The following is a 15007-nucleotide window of genomic DNA, read 5'->3' as shown; positions in this document are numbered from 1 at the left end:
CGGAAATCGCCCGGGGGCAGTGCGCGCCGGGCGGGTACCCGAAGCCCATGAACGAACACGACGAGCGGGGCACCACCATGACCGGAGTCGACCCCAGCCGGCTGGACGACCAGCAGCTCATGAAGGAGCTGGAAACGATCCACCGCACGCGCCACGACACACTCCTGTACGGCTCGAACGACGCGCTGCGGGCCCACAACGAGCGCATGGCACAGCTGGAGGGCGAGTATCTGCGCCGCAACCCCCGCCGCCTGGTGAGCGCGGCCCGCACCCGCGAGGGCGCCCGGGAACGAGGCTGCGGCGAGGCGGCCGCCCCGGGCACCTCCGCGACCTGACCCCGCCCCGCCACCCGCGCCCCCGCACACCGAGAGGGCCGGCCCTCGCGGGCCGGCCCTCGACACTCTCACAGTGCGGTCTACTCTCCCCGTACGGTCAGCCGGGCTCGCCGGCGAACACGTGCAGGAACGCGTCGCAGAACGCCTTCAGATCGTCCGGCTTGCGGCTGGTCACCAGCTGGTTGGAGCCGTGGTCGCAGATCTTCACCTGTTCGTCCACCCAGGTGCCGCCGGCGTTGCGGATGTCGGTCCGAAGGCTCGGCCAGGACGTCAGCACCCGGCCGCGTACGACGTCCGCCTCCACCAGCGTCCACGGCGCGTGGCAGATGGCGGCCACCGGGCGGCCCTGCTCGAAGAAGTCCTTCACGAAGGCGACGGCCTTCTCGTCCATCCGCAGGAAGTCCGGGTTGGCGACCCCGCCCGGCAGCACGAGCCCGCCGAACGACCCGGCCGACGTCTCGGCCACGACCTCGTCCACGGGGAACGTGTCCGCCTTGTCCAGATGGTTGAACGCCTGGATCTTCCCGGACTCGGTCGACACCAGCACCGGCTCGTGCCCGGCGTCCGAGGCCGCCTTCCACGGCTCGGTCAGCTCGACCTGCTCGACGCCCTCCGGTGCCACCAGAAACGCGATACGCATGATTCTCAGTTCCCTTTCACTTTCCTCAGCACTGCCCGGTGGACCCGGGCGCGGCGCTTGCGCGCCCGGGCGGCCCGCCGGCAGCGCACCAGCTCCTCGCCGTACGGCAGCAGCACGCACACACCGATCGCGAGACCGATGCCCGCCAGATAGCCGGGCGACAGCCGGCGGCGGCGCGGCACCAGACGCCAGGCGTCCGGATCCCCGCGCCCGCCGGCGAGCAGTGACCGCACCTGATCGGCGTGCAGGCACATCAGCGCGGCCAGCCCGCCGAACGGCAGCGACTCCAGGAAGCTGTGGATGTGCTGCTCGACCGGCCTGACCTCACGGTCGCTGTCGACGGCCGTCCGCACGTCCCACAGCGCCGTCGCCTCGTGCACCGCCGCCGCGCCGAGTTGTACCGACAGCAGCAGCGGGTTGACCTCGTAGCGCAGGGTGAGCGCGATGGGCAGGCCCACCTCCGCCATCATCAGGGAGTGGATCAGGGACTCCTTCGTCCCCGCCGTGTCCTCGATCCGGGTGCGCCGGTGCATCGCCCAGTCCGCGAGCCCCGGCAGGAACCAGCCGGGCAGCAGCCCGTAGAGCAGAAACCGCGTGGTGACGTCCCCCACGTCGACCGTGGCGCCCCGCGCGATCTCCGCCGCCTGGTCCCGGCTCATGCGCCGCCCGCCAGCGCCTCGGCCAGCTGCTGCAGGTTCTCGTATCGGTGCCCGTGCCGCAGCCCGGCCACCGCGTCGACCAGCGCGCCCGGCGCGTTGCCGCGGCGCAGCGCCCGGGCCAGCTCGCCCGGTTTCGCGGGGAAGGAGTGCCGGCCCAGGTGCCGGGCCAGCTCCAGCCGGGTCCGCTCCAGCGACGCCGGAGAACCCAGGCCGCCCACCGGGCCGCTCCAGACCTCCGGGTCGTCGTCCGCGGCCGGCTCCGGGTCGTGCCACTCCTCGACGCGCGTGGGATGGCCGGACCGGAGCAGACCCTTCAGTTCGTGCTTCATCTCGTCGTCCCGGTGGACGCTCAGCCGGTCACTGCCTCGCTGCATGTCTCCCTCCAGAGGGTCGAAGGTCCGCACCGCGTACCCGGTGCCGCGTGTCCGACACGGGGTTCGTGCCGCACGGCTACTGCTTCTGCCGGCCCGGCAGGAACTCCTGCACCTTCGCCTTCAGCCCCTGCTTGATCATCGAGCCCCGGTCGGCGTCCCCCTTCAGGATCGACGAGGCCGTCGCCTCCATCTGCTCCCAGGTGGCGTGCGGCGGGATCGGCGGGACGGCGGGGTCGGTGAGGAACTCGATCACCGCCGGGCCGTCCGCCGCCAGCGCGGCCCGCCAGCCCGACTCCACGTCCTCCGGCTTCTCCACCCGGATGCCCGTCAGCCCGAGCGAACGGGCGAACTCCGCGTACCGCACGTCCGGGATCGACTGCGACGGCAGGAAGGAGGGGGCTCCCTCCATCGCCCGCATCTCCCACGTCACCTGGTTCAGGTCCTGGTTGTTCCACACGGCCACCACGAGCCGCGGATCCGACCAGCGGTCCCGGTACTTCGCGGCCGTGATCATCTCCGCCAGGCCGTTCATCTGCATCGCCCCGTCCCCGACGAGCGCGACCACCGGCCGGTCCGGGTGGGCGAACTTGGCGCCGATCGCGTACGGCACCCCCGGCCCCATCGTCGCCAGCGTCCCGGACAGCGAGCCGCGCATCCCCGGCCGCATCGTGATGTGCCGCGCGTACCAGTTGGCGACCGAACCGGAGTCCGAGGTGAGAATCGCGTTGTCCGGCAGCAGCGGGTCCAGCGCCCGGGCCACGTACTCCGGGTTGATCGGTTCGGCCGCCAGAGCGGCCCGCCGCTCCATCGTCTCGTGCCAGCGCTTCACGTTCGCGCACACGGTGTCGTACCACTCGCGTCCGCCGCGGTCCGTCTTCAGCAGCGGGATCAGCCGGCGCAGCGTCGACCGGGCGTCACCGACCAGGTTCACCTCGTACGGGTAGCGCATGCCGATCATGTGCGGGTCGATGTCGATCTGCACGCCGCGCGCCTTGCCGAAGTCCGGCATGAACTGGGTGTACGGGAACGACGAGCCGATCGTCAGCAGCGTGTCGCAGTCCCGCATCATCTCGTACGACGGCCGGCTGCCCAGCAGCCCGATCGGCCCCGTCACGTACGGCAGCTCGTCACTCAGCACGTCCTTGCCGAGCAGCGCCTTCGCCACGCCCGCGCCGAGCAGCTCGGCGACCTCCCGCACCTCCGCGACCGCGCCGGCGGCGCCCTGGCCGATCAGGACGGCGACCTTGTCGCCCGCGTTCAGCACGTCCGCCGCCCGTTGCAGCGCCTCGTCCGTCGGGGTCATGGAGTACTCGCTCATGCCCAGGCTGGAGGGCACCATCTTGAACTCGTGCGTCGGCGGGGAGTAGTCCAGCTCCTGCACGTCGCCCGGGATGATCAGGGCGGTCGGGCAGCGCCGGGCGTACGCCGTGCGGATCGCCCGGTCCAGCACGTTCGGCAGCTGTTCGGGGACCGTCACCGTCTCCACGAACTCCGAGGCGACGTCCTTGTACAGCGTGTGGAGGTCGACCTCCTGCTGGTAGGAGCCGCCCATCGCGGTCCGGTTGGTCTGGCCGACGATCGCCAGCACCGGCACATGGTCCAGCTTGGCGTCGTACAGACCGTTGAGCAGATGGATCGCGCCGGGCCCCGACGTCGCCGCGCACACCCCGATACGGCCGCTGAACTTCGCGTACCCGACGGCCTCGAAGGCGGACATCTCCTCGTGCCGGGACTGGATGAACCGCGGCTGGTCCTCGGCGCGGCCCCAGGCGGCGAGCAGCCCGTTGATGCCGTCGCCCGGATAGCCGAAGACCTGTTCCACGCCCCAGGCGCGCAAGCGCTCCAGGATGTGGTCGGCGACCTTGGTGCTCATGAAGAGACCTCCCCGGTGCAGTACGAAGTGGACGATGCGGTCAGCGGATACCGAGTGACCTGCGAGAGGGACGGAAAACCTCCGGGGACCCTGCCTCCCCGGTGCCCCGGGAGTGCCGTCACCCGGCCGGCCCCGCGTGTCCCGCGAATGGGCTCCGGCCGCGCGCGGTACGGCCATGCGCGGGCTGTCATGGCAGCGAGGGCACGCCCCGTGCCCCCGTACCCGGGCACCGCACGGCGTCGCCGTCGTACCGGTGCGCCGGCGTCCGCCGCAGCCCGCCGAGGAGCCCCTCCCATGCGCCGCACCGCCCGCGCCCTGCCCGTCGCCTTCGCCGCCGGTGCCGTGCTCGCCCTCACCGGCCCGGTCGCACGGGCCGACCCCGCCGTCTCCGCGTCCTGCGCTCCCGTCACCGCACTGGTACCGGACATCCCCGACGGCACGTCACCGGCCGGCGTGCCCTGTACCGAGGGCGGACCGGAGGGGACGGTGCCCGACGGGGGCGGGCAGGCCGGTGCGGTGCCGGACGGCGCGGCGGCGGCCGACGCCTCGGGTGCTGACGGTGCCTGGCCCGCCGTCGTGGGGCCGGACGGTGCCGCGCAGCTCGGGGCCGTGCGCGAGGGGCCGGGGGAGCCGGGGTCGGGGGAGCCGGTAGCGGGGCGGGAGAGCGCAGGGCCGGTCGGTCCCGCTCCGGACGGGTCCGGGCGCGAGGGTACGGGTCAGGTCGGCGGCGGCCGGGAGAGCGCCGGGCCGGAGGGTGCGGGGAGGCAGAGCGCCGGGCCGGACGGTGCGGGCCGGGAGAGCGCCGGACGCGACGAATCCGGGCGGGACGGCGCCGGGCACCAGGAGGGCGCGCAGGACGGTTCCGGGTGGGGGAACACCGGGCGCGACGAGGGGGCACGCGGTGACCACGGGTGCCCGGACTCCCGCGGCGCGGACTGCCCGGACGGGTACGGCTCGGCAGCCGTCCAGCGAGGCGTGGACGCGGGAGCGGGAGGCACCTTCGACGACTCGGTGCCGGCACTCGCCGCCGGCGCCGCCTGCCTCGCCGCCGCCTGCGCGGGCGCCGTCTACCGGCTGCACGGCCGCCGGCGCTTCCTCAGCGGTGCATCCCCGAGCCTGTGACCTGGTCAACTTCGGCACCGCCCATGGAGGGCCGTCCGGGGGGTAGACAGGTTCCCGAGAGCACCGCCCGGAGATCACGGGACGACACACGGACTGCGCGGAGGCGGACATGCGGCGGACGGACCCCGGTGAGGGCCACGGCCCCGTCCGCTACGGCCCGCTCCTCCCCGCCGACGGCCTGCCCGTGCTCCCGGAACTCTCCGCCGTGCTCGCCGCCGCCGCGAGCCGTGCCGACGTCCAGCCCGTCGGCGGTGCCCCCGCCCTTCTGGAGGCCGCCTGCGGCTACTGGACCCGGCGCGGACTGCCCACGGTCCCCGACCAGGTGGCCGCCGGACCCGGCGCCCCCGCCCTGCTGCTCGCGCTGACCGCCGCGCTCGCCGGCGACGGCGCGGACGTCCTCGTACCCCGGCCCTGTGCCGCCTGGTGGGCGCCGTACGCCCGGGTGCTCGGCCGGCCCGCCTACCATGTGCCGACCCCGGCCGAGAGCGGCGGCGTCCCCGACCCGTACGCGCTGCTGGAGACGGTGCGCCGGGTCCGCGCCGAGGGCGGCGACCCGCGGCTGCTGGTGCTGTCCGTCGCCGACGACCCCACCGCCACCGTCGCCCCGCCCGAACTGCTGCACGAGACCGTGGAGGCCGCCACCGCCGAGGGCCTGCACCTGGTCAGCGACGAGACCTGGCGCGACACCGTGCACGCTCCGCGCGAGACCGTGCTGGTCAGCCCCGCCGAGATGTGGCCCGAGCAGGTCACCGTCGTCACCGACCTGGCCGGCGCCCTGCTGCCGCCCGGCTGGCCCGCCGCCGTCGCCCGCTTCCCGCTCACCGGCGTGGGACGGCACCTCCACGCGCGCGTGCTCGACATCCTCACCGCCCTCGGCGCCCGGATCGCCGGTCCCGTCGCCGCGGCCGCCGGCTACGCCCTCGACGAACCGCCGCCCGTCACCGAACGCCGTGAGGCCACCGTGCGGCTGCACGCGCGCGTGGCCGCCGCCGCGCACACCGCGGTCGTCGCCGCCGGCGCGCTCGCCCGGCCCCCGCAGGCCGGCCGCCATCTGTACGCCGACCTCGCCCCGCTGCGCGAACCGCTCGCCGCCCGGGGAGTCGGCGACGCACAGGAACTGGAGGAGCTGCTCACCGCCCGGCTCGGCATGCCGGCGCCCGGCGGCCACCGCTTCGGCGACGACCTCGGCGCGCTGCGCGTACGGCTCGCCACCGGACCGCTGCTCGGCGGCACGGACGAGGACCGCACGGAATGCCTCACGTCACCCGACCCGTTGGACCTGCCCCACGTGCACCGCGCGTTGACCTCCCTGAGGTCGGCCTTCGACGATCTCCGTGACGCTCAGCGATGGGAGTCCCCTCGATGACGCAGCAGACGCATGAGCCCGGCCCGGCCACGACGACCGCGACGACCGCGACGACCGCGCCCCACCCGACCGACGCGACGCGTACGACTGCGGCGATCACGGCGGCTGCCACGGCGGTTGCGACGACCGCGACGGCTACGACAGCCGCCGAACCCAGCGCGCCCGCCCCCCTCGCGCCCCCTGCCCCGCCCCTGGCCGAGCCCCGACCGCTGGGCGAACACCGGGTCTGGCCCCGCACGTTCCACGACCGGCTCACCGCCCCGCTGCCCGGTCTGAAGGCCCTCGCCCGCTTCGCCCGAGAAGGCGCCGTGCGCCCCGGCGCCGAAGGCCTCGCCGACATCCCCCGCCTGCCGTACGCGCCGGCCCCGCCGCCCCGCGTCGACACCCGCACCCTCGCCGTCACCTGGGCCGGACACGCCAGCTGGATCGTCCAGGCCGGCGGGCTCACCGTGCTCACCGACCCCGTCTGGTCCCGCCGTATCCTCGGCACCCCGGCCCGCATCACCCCGGTGGGCGTGCCCTGGGAGACCCTGCCCCGCGTCGACGCCGTCGTCATCAGCCACAACCACTACGACCACCTGGACGCCCCCACCCTGCGCCGGCTCCCGCGCCACACCCCGGTGTTCGTCCCCGCCGGGCTCGGCCGCTGGTTCCGCCGCCGCGGGTTCACCGTCGTCACCGAGCTGGACTGGTGGGAGGGCGCGGAACTCTCCGGGGTCCGCTTCGACTTCGTGCCCGCCCACCACTGGTCCAAGCGCACCCTCACCGACACCTGCCACAGCCTCTGGGGCGGCTGGGTCCTCACCGCGCCCGACGGGCAGCGCGTCTACTTCGCCGGCGACACCGGCTACGGCCACTGGTTCACCCGCATCGGCCGCCGCTACCCCGGCATCGACCTCGCCCTCATGCCCATCGGCGCCTACGACCCCCGGTGGTGGCTCAGTGACGTCCACTGCGACCCGGAGGAAGCGGTCCAGGCCACCCTGGACCTCGGCGCCCGCCGCATGGCCCCCATGCACTGGGGCACGTTCGTCCTCTCGGCGGAGCCCGTGCTGGAACCGCTCACGCGGGTGCGGACGGCCTGGGAGAAGGCGGGGCTGGAGCGGGAGGACCTGTGGGACCTGCCGGTCGGCGGTTCAGGAGTCCTGGACTGAGGCGCGCCCCGTGCGAAGGCGCCGCCACACACCCGGCGCCACGCTGACCAGCACGGTCAGCGCCACCGCCAGCGCGACCCCTTCCCAGGGCTCCGGGAACAACGAGCCGCCCAGTATCCCGATCACCTGGTAGGTGGCCGCCCAGGCCAGACACGCAGGCAGGTTCCCCCGCGAGAACCGCCGGAGCGGCCACTCCGCCATCAGGCAGGCCAGCATCACCGGTATCCGCCCCGCGGGGACGAGCCGGGACAGCACCAGCACGGCGACCCCGTGCTCCGCCAGCTTCTCCCGCGCCTGCGCGAGCCGCTCCTCCGGCGCCCGGGACCTGATCGCCTCCAGCCACCGCGACCCGTTCTTCGAGCGCATCCCGCGCCGCCCCAGCCAGTACAGCGCCGCGTCCCCCAGGAACGCGGCCAGCGAGGCCGCCACGAACACCAGCGCCAGGGAGAACGGCTCCGTCCGGTGGAACGCCACCACCGCCGCCGAACTCACCAGCGCGCCCGTCGGCACGACCGGCACCAGTGCCCCGATCAGCACCAGCAGGAACAACGACGGATAGCCCGCCGCCTGCGTGTACTCGGGCGTCACCGCTCTCGACGCGTCGGAGAGCCACGTCACCGCGCGACCTCCAGCCGCACGCTCTCCCCGTGCCCCAGCCTGTGCACAGCGACCCCGGGCGCGGCAGCCGCCGCCAGCCGCACGAACTCGTCACCCGGCGCGTGGAACTCGTGCGGGCGCACCGCGTCCATGCCGATCGGCCAGTACGTCCCGTAGTGCACCGGCACCGCGACCCGCGGCGCCAGCCCGGCCAGCGCCCGCGCCGCCCGCCCGGCGTCCAGGTGTCCCTCCCCGAGGTACGGCCCCCAGCCGCCCACCGGCAGCAGCGCCGCGTCCACCGGCCCGACCCGCTCGGCCATCGCGTCGAACAGCCCGGTGTCCCCGGCGAAGTACGTGCGCGCCTCGCCCTGGACGACGTAGCCCAGCGCGGGCGAGCGTCGCGGGCCCACCGGCAGCCGCCGCCCGTCGTGCAGCGCCGGCACCACCCGGACCAGCAGCCCGCCCGTCCGCACCTCGTCACCGGGCACCACCTCGGTGATCCGCAGGTGCCGCAGCCGGCGCAGACCGGGTACCGCCCGTGGTGCGCCCCGGGGCACGAGCAGGCGCGTGCCCGGGTCGAAGCACGCCAGCGACGGCACGTGCAGATGGTCGGCGTGGAGGTGCGACACGAGCACCACGTCGGCGCGGCGGGCCTCGGCGGGCGGTACGGCCCCCCGGCGCCGGCGCAGGTGGGCCAGCCGACGGGCGAACAGGGGATCGGTCACCACCCGTGTGTTCGCATCCTCCAGCGCACAGGTGGCGTGACCCCACCAGGTGATCTCCACCGGCACCCTCTTCGCCTCCTTCACGCGACTCCCCGAAGCCTACGGGCAGGAGTAGGGTCGGCGGCGAAACCCGGAGGTGAGGGGGGACGCCATGGGACAGCCGCGGGGTGCCTTGGGCGCGCTCACGACGGTGCGGGTCACCGCCATCGCGAGTCTGACGCCCCTGGAGGAGCTGGAGGCCGACCCCTTCCTGGTGGACTCGCGCAGCCAGCACGCCATGTGCGCCCGCTGGGCCGCCGAGCGTGGCTACGTGGTCGCCCGGGAACTTCTCGTCGGCGGTCTGCGTTTCGACCACTGCGCGCTGTGGGACGGGGTGCGGCCGGGGGTGGACGTGTTCGTCGCGCCCAGCCTCCGGGTGCTGCGCCGGGCCCTGTCGTCGGTGGAGGAGTTCACCGCCGAGTGCGCGCGCCGGGGCGTGCGGGTGGAGACGGTGGGGCGGGCCGAGCCGGCGTACGACGCGCAGATGAAGGCGCGGGTGCACCGCCGGCTGTCGATGCCGACGGCCGGCTACGACGGACGGTGACCCGGAGCAGCCCCTGACGGCCCGCCCGGGCCGGCGGCACCCCGTGTGACAAGGTGGAGGACGGTCCGACCGGGCCGGCGAAGCGAGACGGGGCCCGCCCGCCCACGGGGTGGGGGAGGGCCGGGACACGAGGTGTACGGGGCGTGCGAGGGGTGCGGTGGCGGCGGATCGCCAGTCAGATCGGGCGGAGCGTCGCCGTATGGGCGGTCTCCACGGTCACCATGCTGGCCCTCGCCGCGCTGCTGCCCGACTTCCAGCTCCAGTCCGCCGACGGTGACAGCACCACCCGCATCGCCGTCACCGCCGCCTGCGGCGCCGGCGCCTTCGGCATCCTGTCCGCGGTGGCCTGGCCGGTCCTGGTCCGGCTGCTGCTGCTCGTCCCCGCTTTCGTCCTCGGCCTGCTGGTCTTCTTCCTCAACGGCTCGCTGCTCCTGCTCGCCCTGCGCGTCAACCCCTCCGGCCGCGGCGTGGTCGCCCCCGAGACCGCCGTCATCGTGGCCGCCGTGATGTCCGCCGTCGCCTCCGCCACCGGCGGGGCCCTCGCCGTGCGCGATGACGAGGCCTACCGCCACCGGCTGCACCGCCTCGCCACCCGCGGCCGCCGTGCCGATCCGCCCTGCCCCACCGCCCCGGGCCTGGTCTGCGTCCAGCTCGACGGCGTCGGCCACGACGTCCTCGCGGACGCCGTCCGCAAGGGCCTGATGCCGACGGTGGCCCGCTGGCTGACCCCCGGCGGCGGCACACCGACGGTGGCGGACGGCGTCCGCTCCTCCCACCGCCTCACCGCCTGGCGCACCGACTGGTCCAGCCAGACCGGGGCCAGTCAGCTCGGCATCCTGCACGGCAGCACCTTCGACGTGCCCGCCTTCCGCTGGTACGAGAAGGACCGCGGCGAGGTGATGGTCTGCAACCGGCCGACGAGCGCCGCCGAGCTGCAACGCCGGGCCGCGCAGCACACCGGCGACGACGGACTGCTCACCGTCGACGGCGCCAGCCGCGGCAACCTCTTCAGCGGCGGAGCCGGCGAACAGGCCCTCGTGCTGTCGATCGCCACCCGCCGCCGCGCCCGGGAGAACCGTTCCCGCGCCGGCTACTTCGCCTACTTCTCCGACCCCGCGAACGCCGTCCGCACCGCCCTGTCGTTCGTCGCCGAGGTGGCCCGCGAGATCGGCGAGTCCACCCGCGCCCGCCTGCGCGGGCAGCGTCCGCGCGTCTCCCGGGGCGGCCTCTACCCGTTCGTCCGCGCCTTCGCCACCGTCGTCGAACGGGACGTCGTGGTCGCCGCGGTCGTGGGCGACATGCTCGCCGGCCGCACCGCCGTCTACGCCGACCTGGTCGCCTACGACGAGGTCGCCCACCACTCCGGCCCGCACAGCCGGGACGCCGAGAAGGTGCTGCGGCGCCTCGACCGGTCCCTCGCCCTCCTCGAACGCGTCGCCGAACACGCCCCGCGCCCCTACCGGATCGTCGTCCTGTCCGACCACGGACAGAGCCCCGGCGAAACCTTCCGCTCCCGCTACGGCCTCACCCTCGGCGACCTCGTCCGGGCCGGCTGCGGACTGCCCGTCCCACGCCGTGCGGAGCGCACGCACAGCGGCGCCGAGGCCCGCGCCGCCGTCCGTGCCGCCCTGCGCCGGCCCGTGGAGGACAAGACCGACCACCACCGCACAGCCCGCGGCTTGGAGCCGATCGTGCTGGCCTCCGGCAACCTCGGCCTGGTCTCCTTCCCGGACGTCCCGCACCGCATGACCAAGGAGGAGATAGACGCCCGCCACCCCGCCCTGCTCCCCACCCTCGCCGACCACCCCGGCATCGGCTTCCTGCTGGTGCGCAGCGAGGAGCACGGCGGCCTGGTGCTGGGCGCCCACGGTGCCCGGATCCCGCTGGCCGAGCTGGACGACGAGCCCGGCCCGCTGGCCCCCTTCGGTCCCGGCGCCGCCGACGCCGTCCGCCGTACCCACTCCTTCCCGCACACCGCCGACATCATGGTGAACTCCGCCTACGACCCCGCCGACGGCGAAGTCCTCGCCTTCGAGGAACAGATCGGCTCCCACGGCGGCCTCGGCGGCGCCCAGTCCCGCCCGTTCCTGCTCTACCCCCGAGACCTGTCGGCCCCGACCGAGGACGGCGGGGAACCGGCCGGCGCCGAGCACGTCCACCGCGTACTGCGCCGCTGGCTGGGCGAGTTGTCCGGACCCCAGGTACCCCTCGCACCGGAGGTGGAGGCGGAGCAGGCCGCCTGAAGACCGGCAGCGCGCGCACCACGGCGGACAAGCCGCCCCGGTACGGGAGTTCGCCGCCTCGTGGGGCTGGAGTGCGTGAGCCTGCTCGGCAGGCGGATCGCGCCCGAGGACTTGATCCGCCCGCGTGGTGTTCCGCGACGCGGCCCCGCACGACGCCGGCTGTCTGCCGGTCACCGGGATCGCGAGCCGGGTCCGGGCGCGCGGGCGCGGCGGTACGGTCCTGCAGCCCGGCACCGACCTGCTGCACCGGGCCGAGGACTTCCCGCCCACCGCGCCGGTGCCGGTCGTCACCGACGGCTGGTGTGACGTGCCGCGGGTGCGCAGGGAACACGCCTGCCTGATCCCGCGGGGACGTCACCTGCCGTTCACGCCGCGTGGGCCGGTCTTCAGAGTGCGATGAGCCCGGATGTGATCGGATAGGGGGATCCGGGAACCCCGGAACCGCGACACTCGCGAAAGGAAGCATCGTGGCAACCACGCGCACCGCGCACACCGTCTGGGAAGGCAACCTGCTCGAAGGCAACGGAGTCGTCACCTTCGACTCCTCCGGCATCGGCCAGCAGCCGGTGTCGTGGCCCTCGCGCGCCGAGCAGGCGAACGGCAAGACCAGCCCGGAGGAGCTGATCGCCGCCGCCCACTCCAGCTGCTTCTCCATGGCCCTCTCGCACGGCCTGGCCGGCGCCGGAACCCCGCCCACCCGGCTGGAGACCAAGGCCGACGTCACCTTCCAGCCGGGCGAGGGCATCACCGGCATCCACCTCACCGTGCGCGGCGAGGTGCCCGGCCTCGACGAGGGCGGCTTCCGTTCGGCCGCCGAGGACGCCAAGAAGAACTGCCCGGTCAGCCAGGCCCTGACCGGTACGACGATCACGCTGACGGCCGAGCTGGCCTGAGGCCCGTACGGCCCGGGTGCCGCGCCCTGCCGAGGGGCGCGGCACCACCTCCGTACCCGGGGCGGTCAGAGGGTGGCGCACACCGCGTCCAGCACACCGGCGTACGGCGTGCCGTAGTCGGTCAGCCGCACCCGCAGCCGCTCCAGGCCGTCGCGGTGGTCGGTGAGCAGGCTGGTGTCGCCGGTCCGCGCGGTGAACTCCAGCACCGCCGGCAGGAAGTCGGGCAGCTCCCCGGCGCTGCACTCCAGGCCGTGCCGGCGGTACACGTCCCGGAAGCGGACCGGGGACGTCCCGCGGTGCCGGTCGTCGCCGTCGGACCACCGGCTCAGGTAGAGACCGTGCCGGTCCGCGAGGCCGAAGACCCGCACGTAGTGCGCGGCCAGTTCGCGCGGCGGGGTGAGGGCCGCGTGGTCGGTGAACGCCCGCAGCTGCGGGGCGGCCTCGCGCAGCAGCGGGAGCCGGGCGATCAGGTCGTCGTCCGGATAGGTCAGGCACAGGGCCGCCGCCTGGTAGAGCACCGCGTCCGAGGGCATCAGGCCTCCTTCGCGTCGTCGGACGTACGCCGCCTCCCCGGGTCACCCCGTACTCAGAAGCTAGGGGCGGCCCCGGCAACGCACCCGTCCGCAGACCCGTACGGGTCACCCGGGGCTCAGAGCCGCTCGCGGTGCTCCCGCAGCAGCTCCAGCGTGCGCCGGGCGGACGCGGCCCGGGCCGTCATGTGGTCCAGCACCTCCAGGTGCGCGGCCACCTCCCGGCGGGAGTCCAGGTAGAGCGCGCCGGTCAGGTACTCGGTGAACACCATGTCCGGCAGCTCCGGCTCGGCGAACCGGAACAGCGTGAACGGCGCGTACGTCCCCGGGTGCGGGCCCGCCGCGAACTCGGCCATCTGCAGCGTGACCCGGTCCCGCGCGGCGTACTCCAGCAGCCGGTCCAGCTGGTCCCGCAGCACCAGAGGGCGCATGCTCACCGGGCGCCGCAGCACCGTCTCGTCCATGATCACCCACAGATGGGGCGGGTCGTCCCGCTCCAGCAGCCGCTGCCGCTCCATGCGCAGCGACACGTGCCGCTCGACCGTCTCCGGCGAACTCTGCCCGATCGTCCCGGCCTCCAGCACCGCCCGCGCGTAGTCCTCGGTCTGGAGCAGGCCGGGCACGAAGTGCGGCTCGTAGGAGCGGATGATCCGGGCGGCGCCCTCCAGGCTGACGTACAGGCTGAACCAGTCCGGCAGCACGTCGTGGAACCGCTGCCACCAGCCCGGCTGGTTCGCCTCCTCGGCCAGCCGCACGAACGCGTCGGCCTCCTCCTCGGGCACCCCGTAGGTGCCCAGCAGCACCTGCACGTAGGGGATCTTCAGCGCGACCTCGGCCATCTCCATCCGCCGTACGGTCGCCGACGCCACCCTGAGGACCCGGGCGGCCTCGTCACGGCTGAGCCCCGCCGCCTCCCGCAGCTCCTGCAACCGCTTGCCGAGCACCACCTGCCCCACGGTGGGCGCAGCCCGCCGTTCACTCACGCCACGCCCTCCCCTACGCGCCGATCCGCGGGGAGCAGTCTGTCACGGGTCGCCGTATCGCACACGTGCCCGAGGCGGCCAACCGCCCGGGTTCCGGTCAACCCGCCAGGCTGTGCAGGTACTTGGCGGTCGCGGGGTCCGCCGGCAGGAACGTCTCGATGGCGAGTTCCGCGACCGTGACGTCCATGGGGGTGTTGAAGGTGGAGATGGAGGACACGAACGACAGCACCCGGCCGGCGTGCTCGATGCGCAGCGGCAGCGCGAAGTACGGTACGGGCCCGGCCGGTTCGCCGCCGGACGGCTCCTTTCCCACCGGGTAGCCCGCCACCTCCTCGTACAGCGCGCGCAGCCGGTCCGAGCGGTGCAGCGCGATCTCCCGCTCCATCTGGGCCAGCAGGTGCCCGCGCCACTCCCGCAGGTTCCGGATGCGCGGTGCCAGCCCCTCCGGATGGAGGGTCAGCCGCATCGCGTTCGGCGCCGGGGCCAGCAGGTGCTCCGGCACACCCTCCAGCAGCATGGCGATGCCCCGGTTCGCGGCGACGACCGTGTACCCGGCGTCGACCACCAGCGCGGGGTAGGGCTCGTAGCCCCGGATGAGCCGCTCCATGCCGTCGCGCAGCGCGTCCAGTGCCGGATCGTCCAGCGGGGTCTCCGGATAGCGCGGGGCGTAACCGGCGGCCAGCAGCAGGGCGTTGCGCTCCCGCACCGGCACCTCCAGCCGCTCGGCGAGCCGCAGCACCATCTCCTCGCTCGGCCGGGACCGGCCGGTCTCGACGAAACTGATGTGCCGCGCGGAGGAGTCGGCACGCAGCGCCAGCTGGGAGATCCGGCGCCGCTCCCGCCAGGCGCGCAACAGCGGGCCGACACCCCTGTCGGTGACGGCGGCGGAGGCGGAGGGACCGGACACGGCGAGAGGCATGCCGCCGACCC

16 protein-coding genes and 1 pseudogene are annotated in these 15007 nt (G+C 74.5%); 8 read left to right on the top strand and 9 right to left on the bottom strand.

Annotated elements, in window-relative coordinates; all coding sequences use genetic code 11:
- The first annotated feature begins 47 nt into the window (after positions 1–47).
- Positions 48–335, top strand: a complete 288-nt coding sequence (locus ACZ7N4_RS13395) for a DUF6158 family protein (protein WP_471357514.1) — start codon at positions 48–50, stop codon at positions 333–335.
- A 97-nt stretch (positions 336–432) separates the two neighbouring features.
- On the opposite strand, the gene ACZ7N4_RS13390 is transcribed toward ACZ7N4_RS13395, so the two are convergent.
- The 4 genes from ACZ7N4_RS13390 to ACZ7N4_RS13375 all read right to left on the bottom strand — a co-directional run bounded on the left by ACZ7N4_RS13390 (position 433) and on the right by ACZ7N4_RS13375 (position 3881).
- Entirely contained in the window at positions 433–975 is a 543-nt protein-coding gene (locus ACZ7N4_RS13390) for a type 1 glutamine amidotransferase domain-containing protein (RefSeq protein WP_356157702.1), read from the bottom strand.
- A 5-nt stretch (positions 976–980) separates the two neighbouring features.
- The gene (locus ACZ7N4_RS13385) at positions 981–1634 is read right to left on the bottom strand and encodes a diguanylate cyclase (RefSeq protein WP_471357511.1); all 654 of its coding nucleotides are present in this window, start codon (positions 1632–1634) and stop codon (positions 981–983) included.
- A complete protein-coding gene (locus ACZ7N4_RS13380; RefSeq protein ID WP_471357509.1) occupies positions 1631–2008 on the bottom strand; it encodes a DUF2795 domain-containing protein in 378 nt (125 codons plus the stop codon). Before ACZ7N4_RS13380 ends, ACZ7N4_RS13385 begins: the two co-directional genes overlap by 4 nt.
- Before the next feature lie 76 nt (positions 2009–2084).
- Positions 2085–3881, bottom strand: a complete 1797-nt coding sequence (locus ACZ7N4_RS13375; RefSeq protein ID WP_471357505.1) for a thiamine pyrophosphate-requiring protein — start codon at positions 3879–3881, stop codon at positions 2085–2087.
- Between the two features lie 294 nt (positions 3882–4175).
- On the opposite strand from ACZ7N4_RS13375, the gene ACZ7N4_RS13370 reads away from it, so the two are divergent.
- The 3 genes from ACZ7N4_RS13370 to ACZ7N4_RS13360 all read left to right on the top strand — a co-directional run bounded on the left by ACZ7N4_RS13370 (position 4176) and on the right by ACZ7N4_RS13360 (position 7523).
- Positions 4176–5003 (top strand): hypothetical protein, encoded by an 828-nt coding sequence (locus ACZ7N4_RS13370; protein WP_471357502.1) that lies wholly within the window; start codon positions 4176–4178, stop codon positions 5001–5003.
- Positions 5004–5112: 109 nt separating this feature from the next.
- On the top strand, positions 5113–6369 hold the full coding sequence (locus tag ACZ7N4_RS13365) for an aminotransferase class I/II-fold pyridoxal phosphate-dependent enzyme (RefSeq protein ID WP_471357499.1): 1257 nt from the start codon (positions 5113–5115) through the stop codon (positions 6367–6369).
- Positions 6366–7523 carry an MBL fold metallo-hydrolase gene (locus tag ACZ7N4_RS13360; RefSeq protein WP_471357496.1) on the top strand — a complete coding sequence of 386 codons (1158 nt, stop codon included), beginning with the start codon at positions 6366–6368 and terminating at the stop codon, positions 7521–7523. The genes ACZ7N4_RS13365 and ACZ7N4_RS13360 overlap by 4 nt, the downstream gene beginning before the upstream one ends.
- Here the strand turns inward: ACZ7N4_RS13360 and ACZ7N4_RS13355 are convergent.
- Together ACZ7N4_RS13355 and ACZ7N4_RS13350 are read right to left on the bottom strand one after the other, a co-directional pair.
- Positions 7506–8141 carry a DedA family protein gene (locus ACZ7N4_RS13355; protein ID WP_471357493.1) on the bottom strand — a complete coding sequence of 212 codons (636 nt, stop codon included), beginning with the start codon at positions 8139–8141 and terminating at the stop codon, positions 7506–7508. The genes ACZ7N4_RS13360 and ACZ7N4_RS13355 overlap by 18 nt on opposite strands.
- A complete protein-coding gene (locus tag ACZ7N4_RS13350) occupies positions 8138–8911 on the bottom strand; it encodes an MBL fold metallo-hydrolase (RefSeq protein WP_471358001.1) in 774 nt (257 codons plus the stop codon). The genes ACZ7N4_RS13355 and ACZ7N4_RS13350 overlap by 4 nt, the downstream gene beginning before the upstream one ends.
- Before the next feature lie 85 nt (positions 8912–8996).
- On the opposite strand from ACZ7N4_RS13350, the gene ACZ7N4_RS13345 reads away from it, so the two are divergent.
- From ACZ7N4_RS13345 to ACZ7N4_RS13330, 4 genes and pseudogenes are all read left to right on the top strand, one after another.
- On the top strand, positions 8997–9428 hold the full coding sequence (locus tag ACZ7N4_RS13345) for a hypothetical protein (RefSeq protein ID WP_471357490.1): 432 nt from the start codon (positions 8997–8999) through the stop codon (positions 9426–9428).
- Positions 9429–9571: 143 nt separating this feature from the next.
- Positions 9572–11671 (top strand): phage holin family protein, encoded by a 2100-nt coding sequence (locus tag ACZ7N4_RS13340; protein WP_471357487.1) that lies wholly within the window; start codon positions 9572–9574, stop codon positions 11669–11671.
- 115 nt (positions 11672–11786) lie between these two features.
- Positions 11787–12071: pseudogene (locus ACZ7N4_RS13335) on the top strand (DUF2201 family putative metallopeptidase); the annotation flags it as partial.
- Positions 12072–12138: 67 nt separating this feature from the next.
- Entirely contained in the window at positions 12139–12564 is a 426-nt protein-coding gene (locus ACZ7N4_RS13330) for an OsmC family protein (RefSeq protein ID WP_471357484.1), read from the top strand.
- Positions 12565–12629: 65 nt separating this feature from the next.
- Here ACZ7N4_RS13330 and narJ read toward each other — a convergent pair whose 3' ends face one another.
- From narJ to ACZ7N4_RS13315, 3 genes are all read right to left on the bottom strand, one after another.
- The gene (gene narJ / locus ACZ7N4_RS13325; protein ID WP_471357480.1) at positions 12630–13097 is read right to left on the bottom strand and encodes a nitrate reductase molybdenum cofactor assembly chaperone; all 468 of its coding nucleotides are present in this window, start codon (positions 13095–13097) and stop codon (positions 12630–12632) included.
- A 116-nt stretch (positions 13098–13213) separates the two neighbouring features.
- Positions 13214–14077 (bottom strand): helix-turn-helix domain-containing protein, encoded by an 864-nt coding sequence (locus ACZ7N4_RS13320; RefSeq protein WP_471357477.1) that lies wholly within the window; start codon positions 14075–14077, stop codon positions 13214–13216.
- A gap of 97 nt (positions 14078–14174) precedes the next feature.
- Positions 14175–14996, bottom strand: coding sequence for a helix-turn-helix domain-containing protein (locus tag ACZ7N4_RS13315; protein WP_471357474.1), 822 nt, complete (start codon positions 14994–14996; stop codon positions 14175–14177).
- Between the last annotated feature and the right edge of the window lie 11 nt (positions 14997–15007).

The sequence above is a fragment of the Streptomyces sp. NPDC107654 genome, from assembly GCF_055639035.1.
This window is presented reverse-complemented; position numbering and strand designations above follow the sequence as displayed.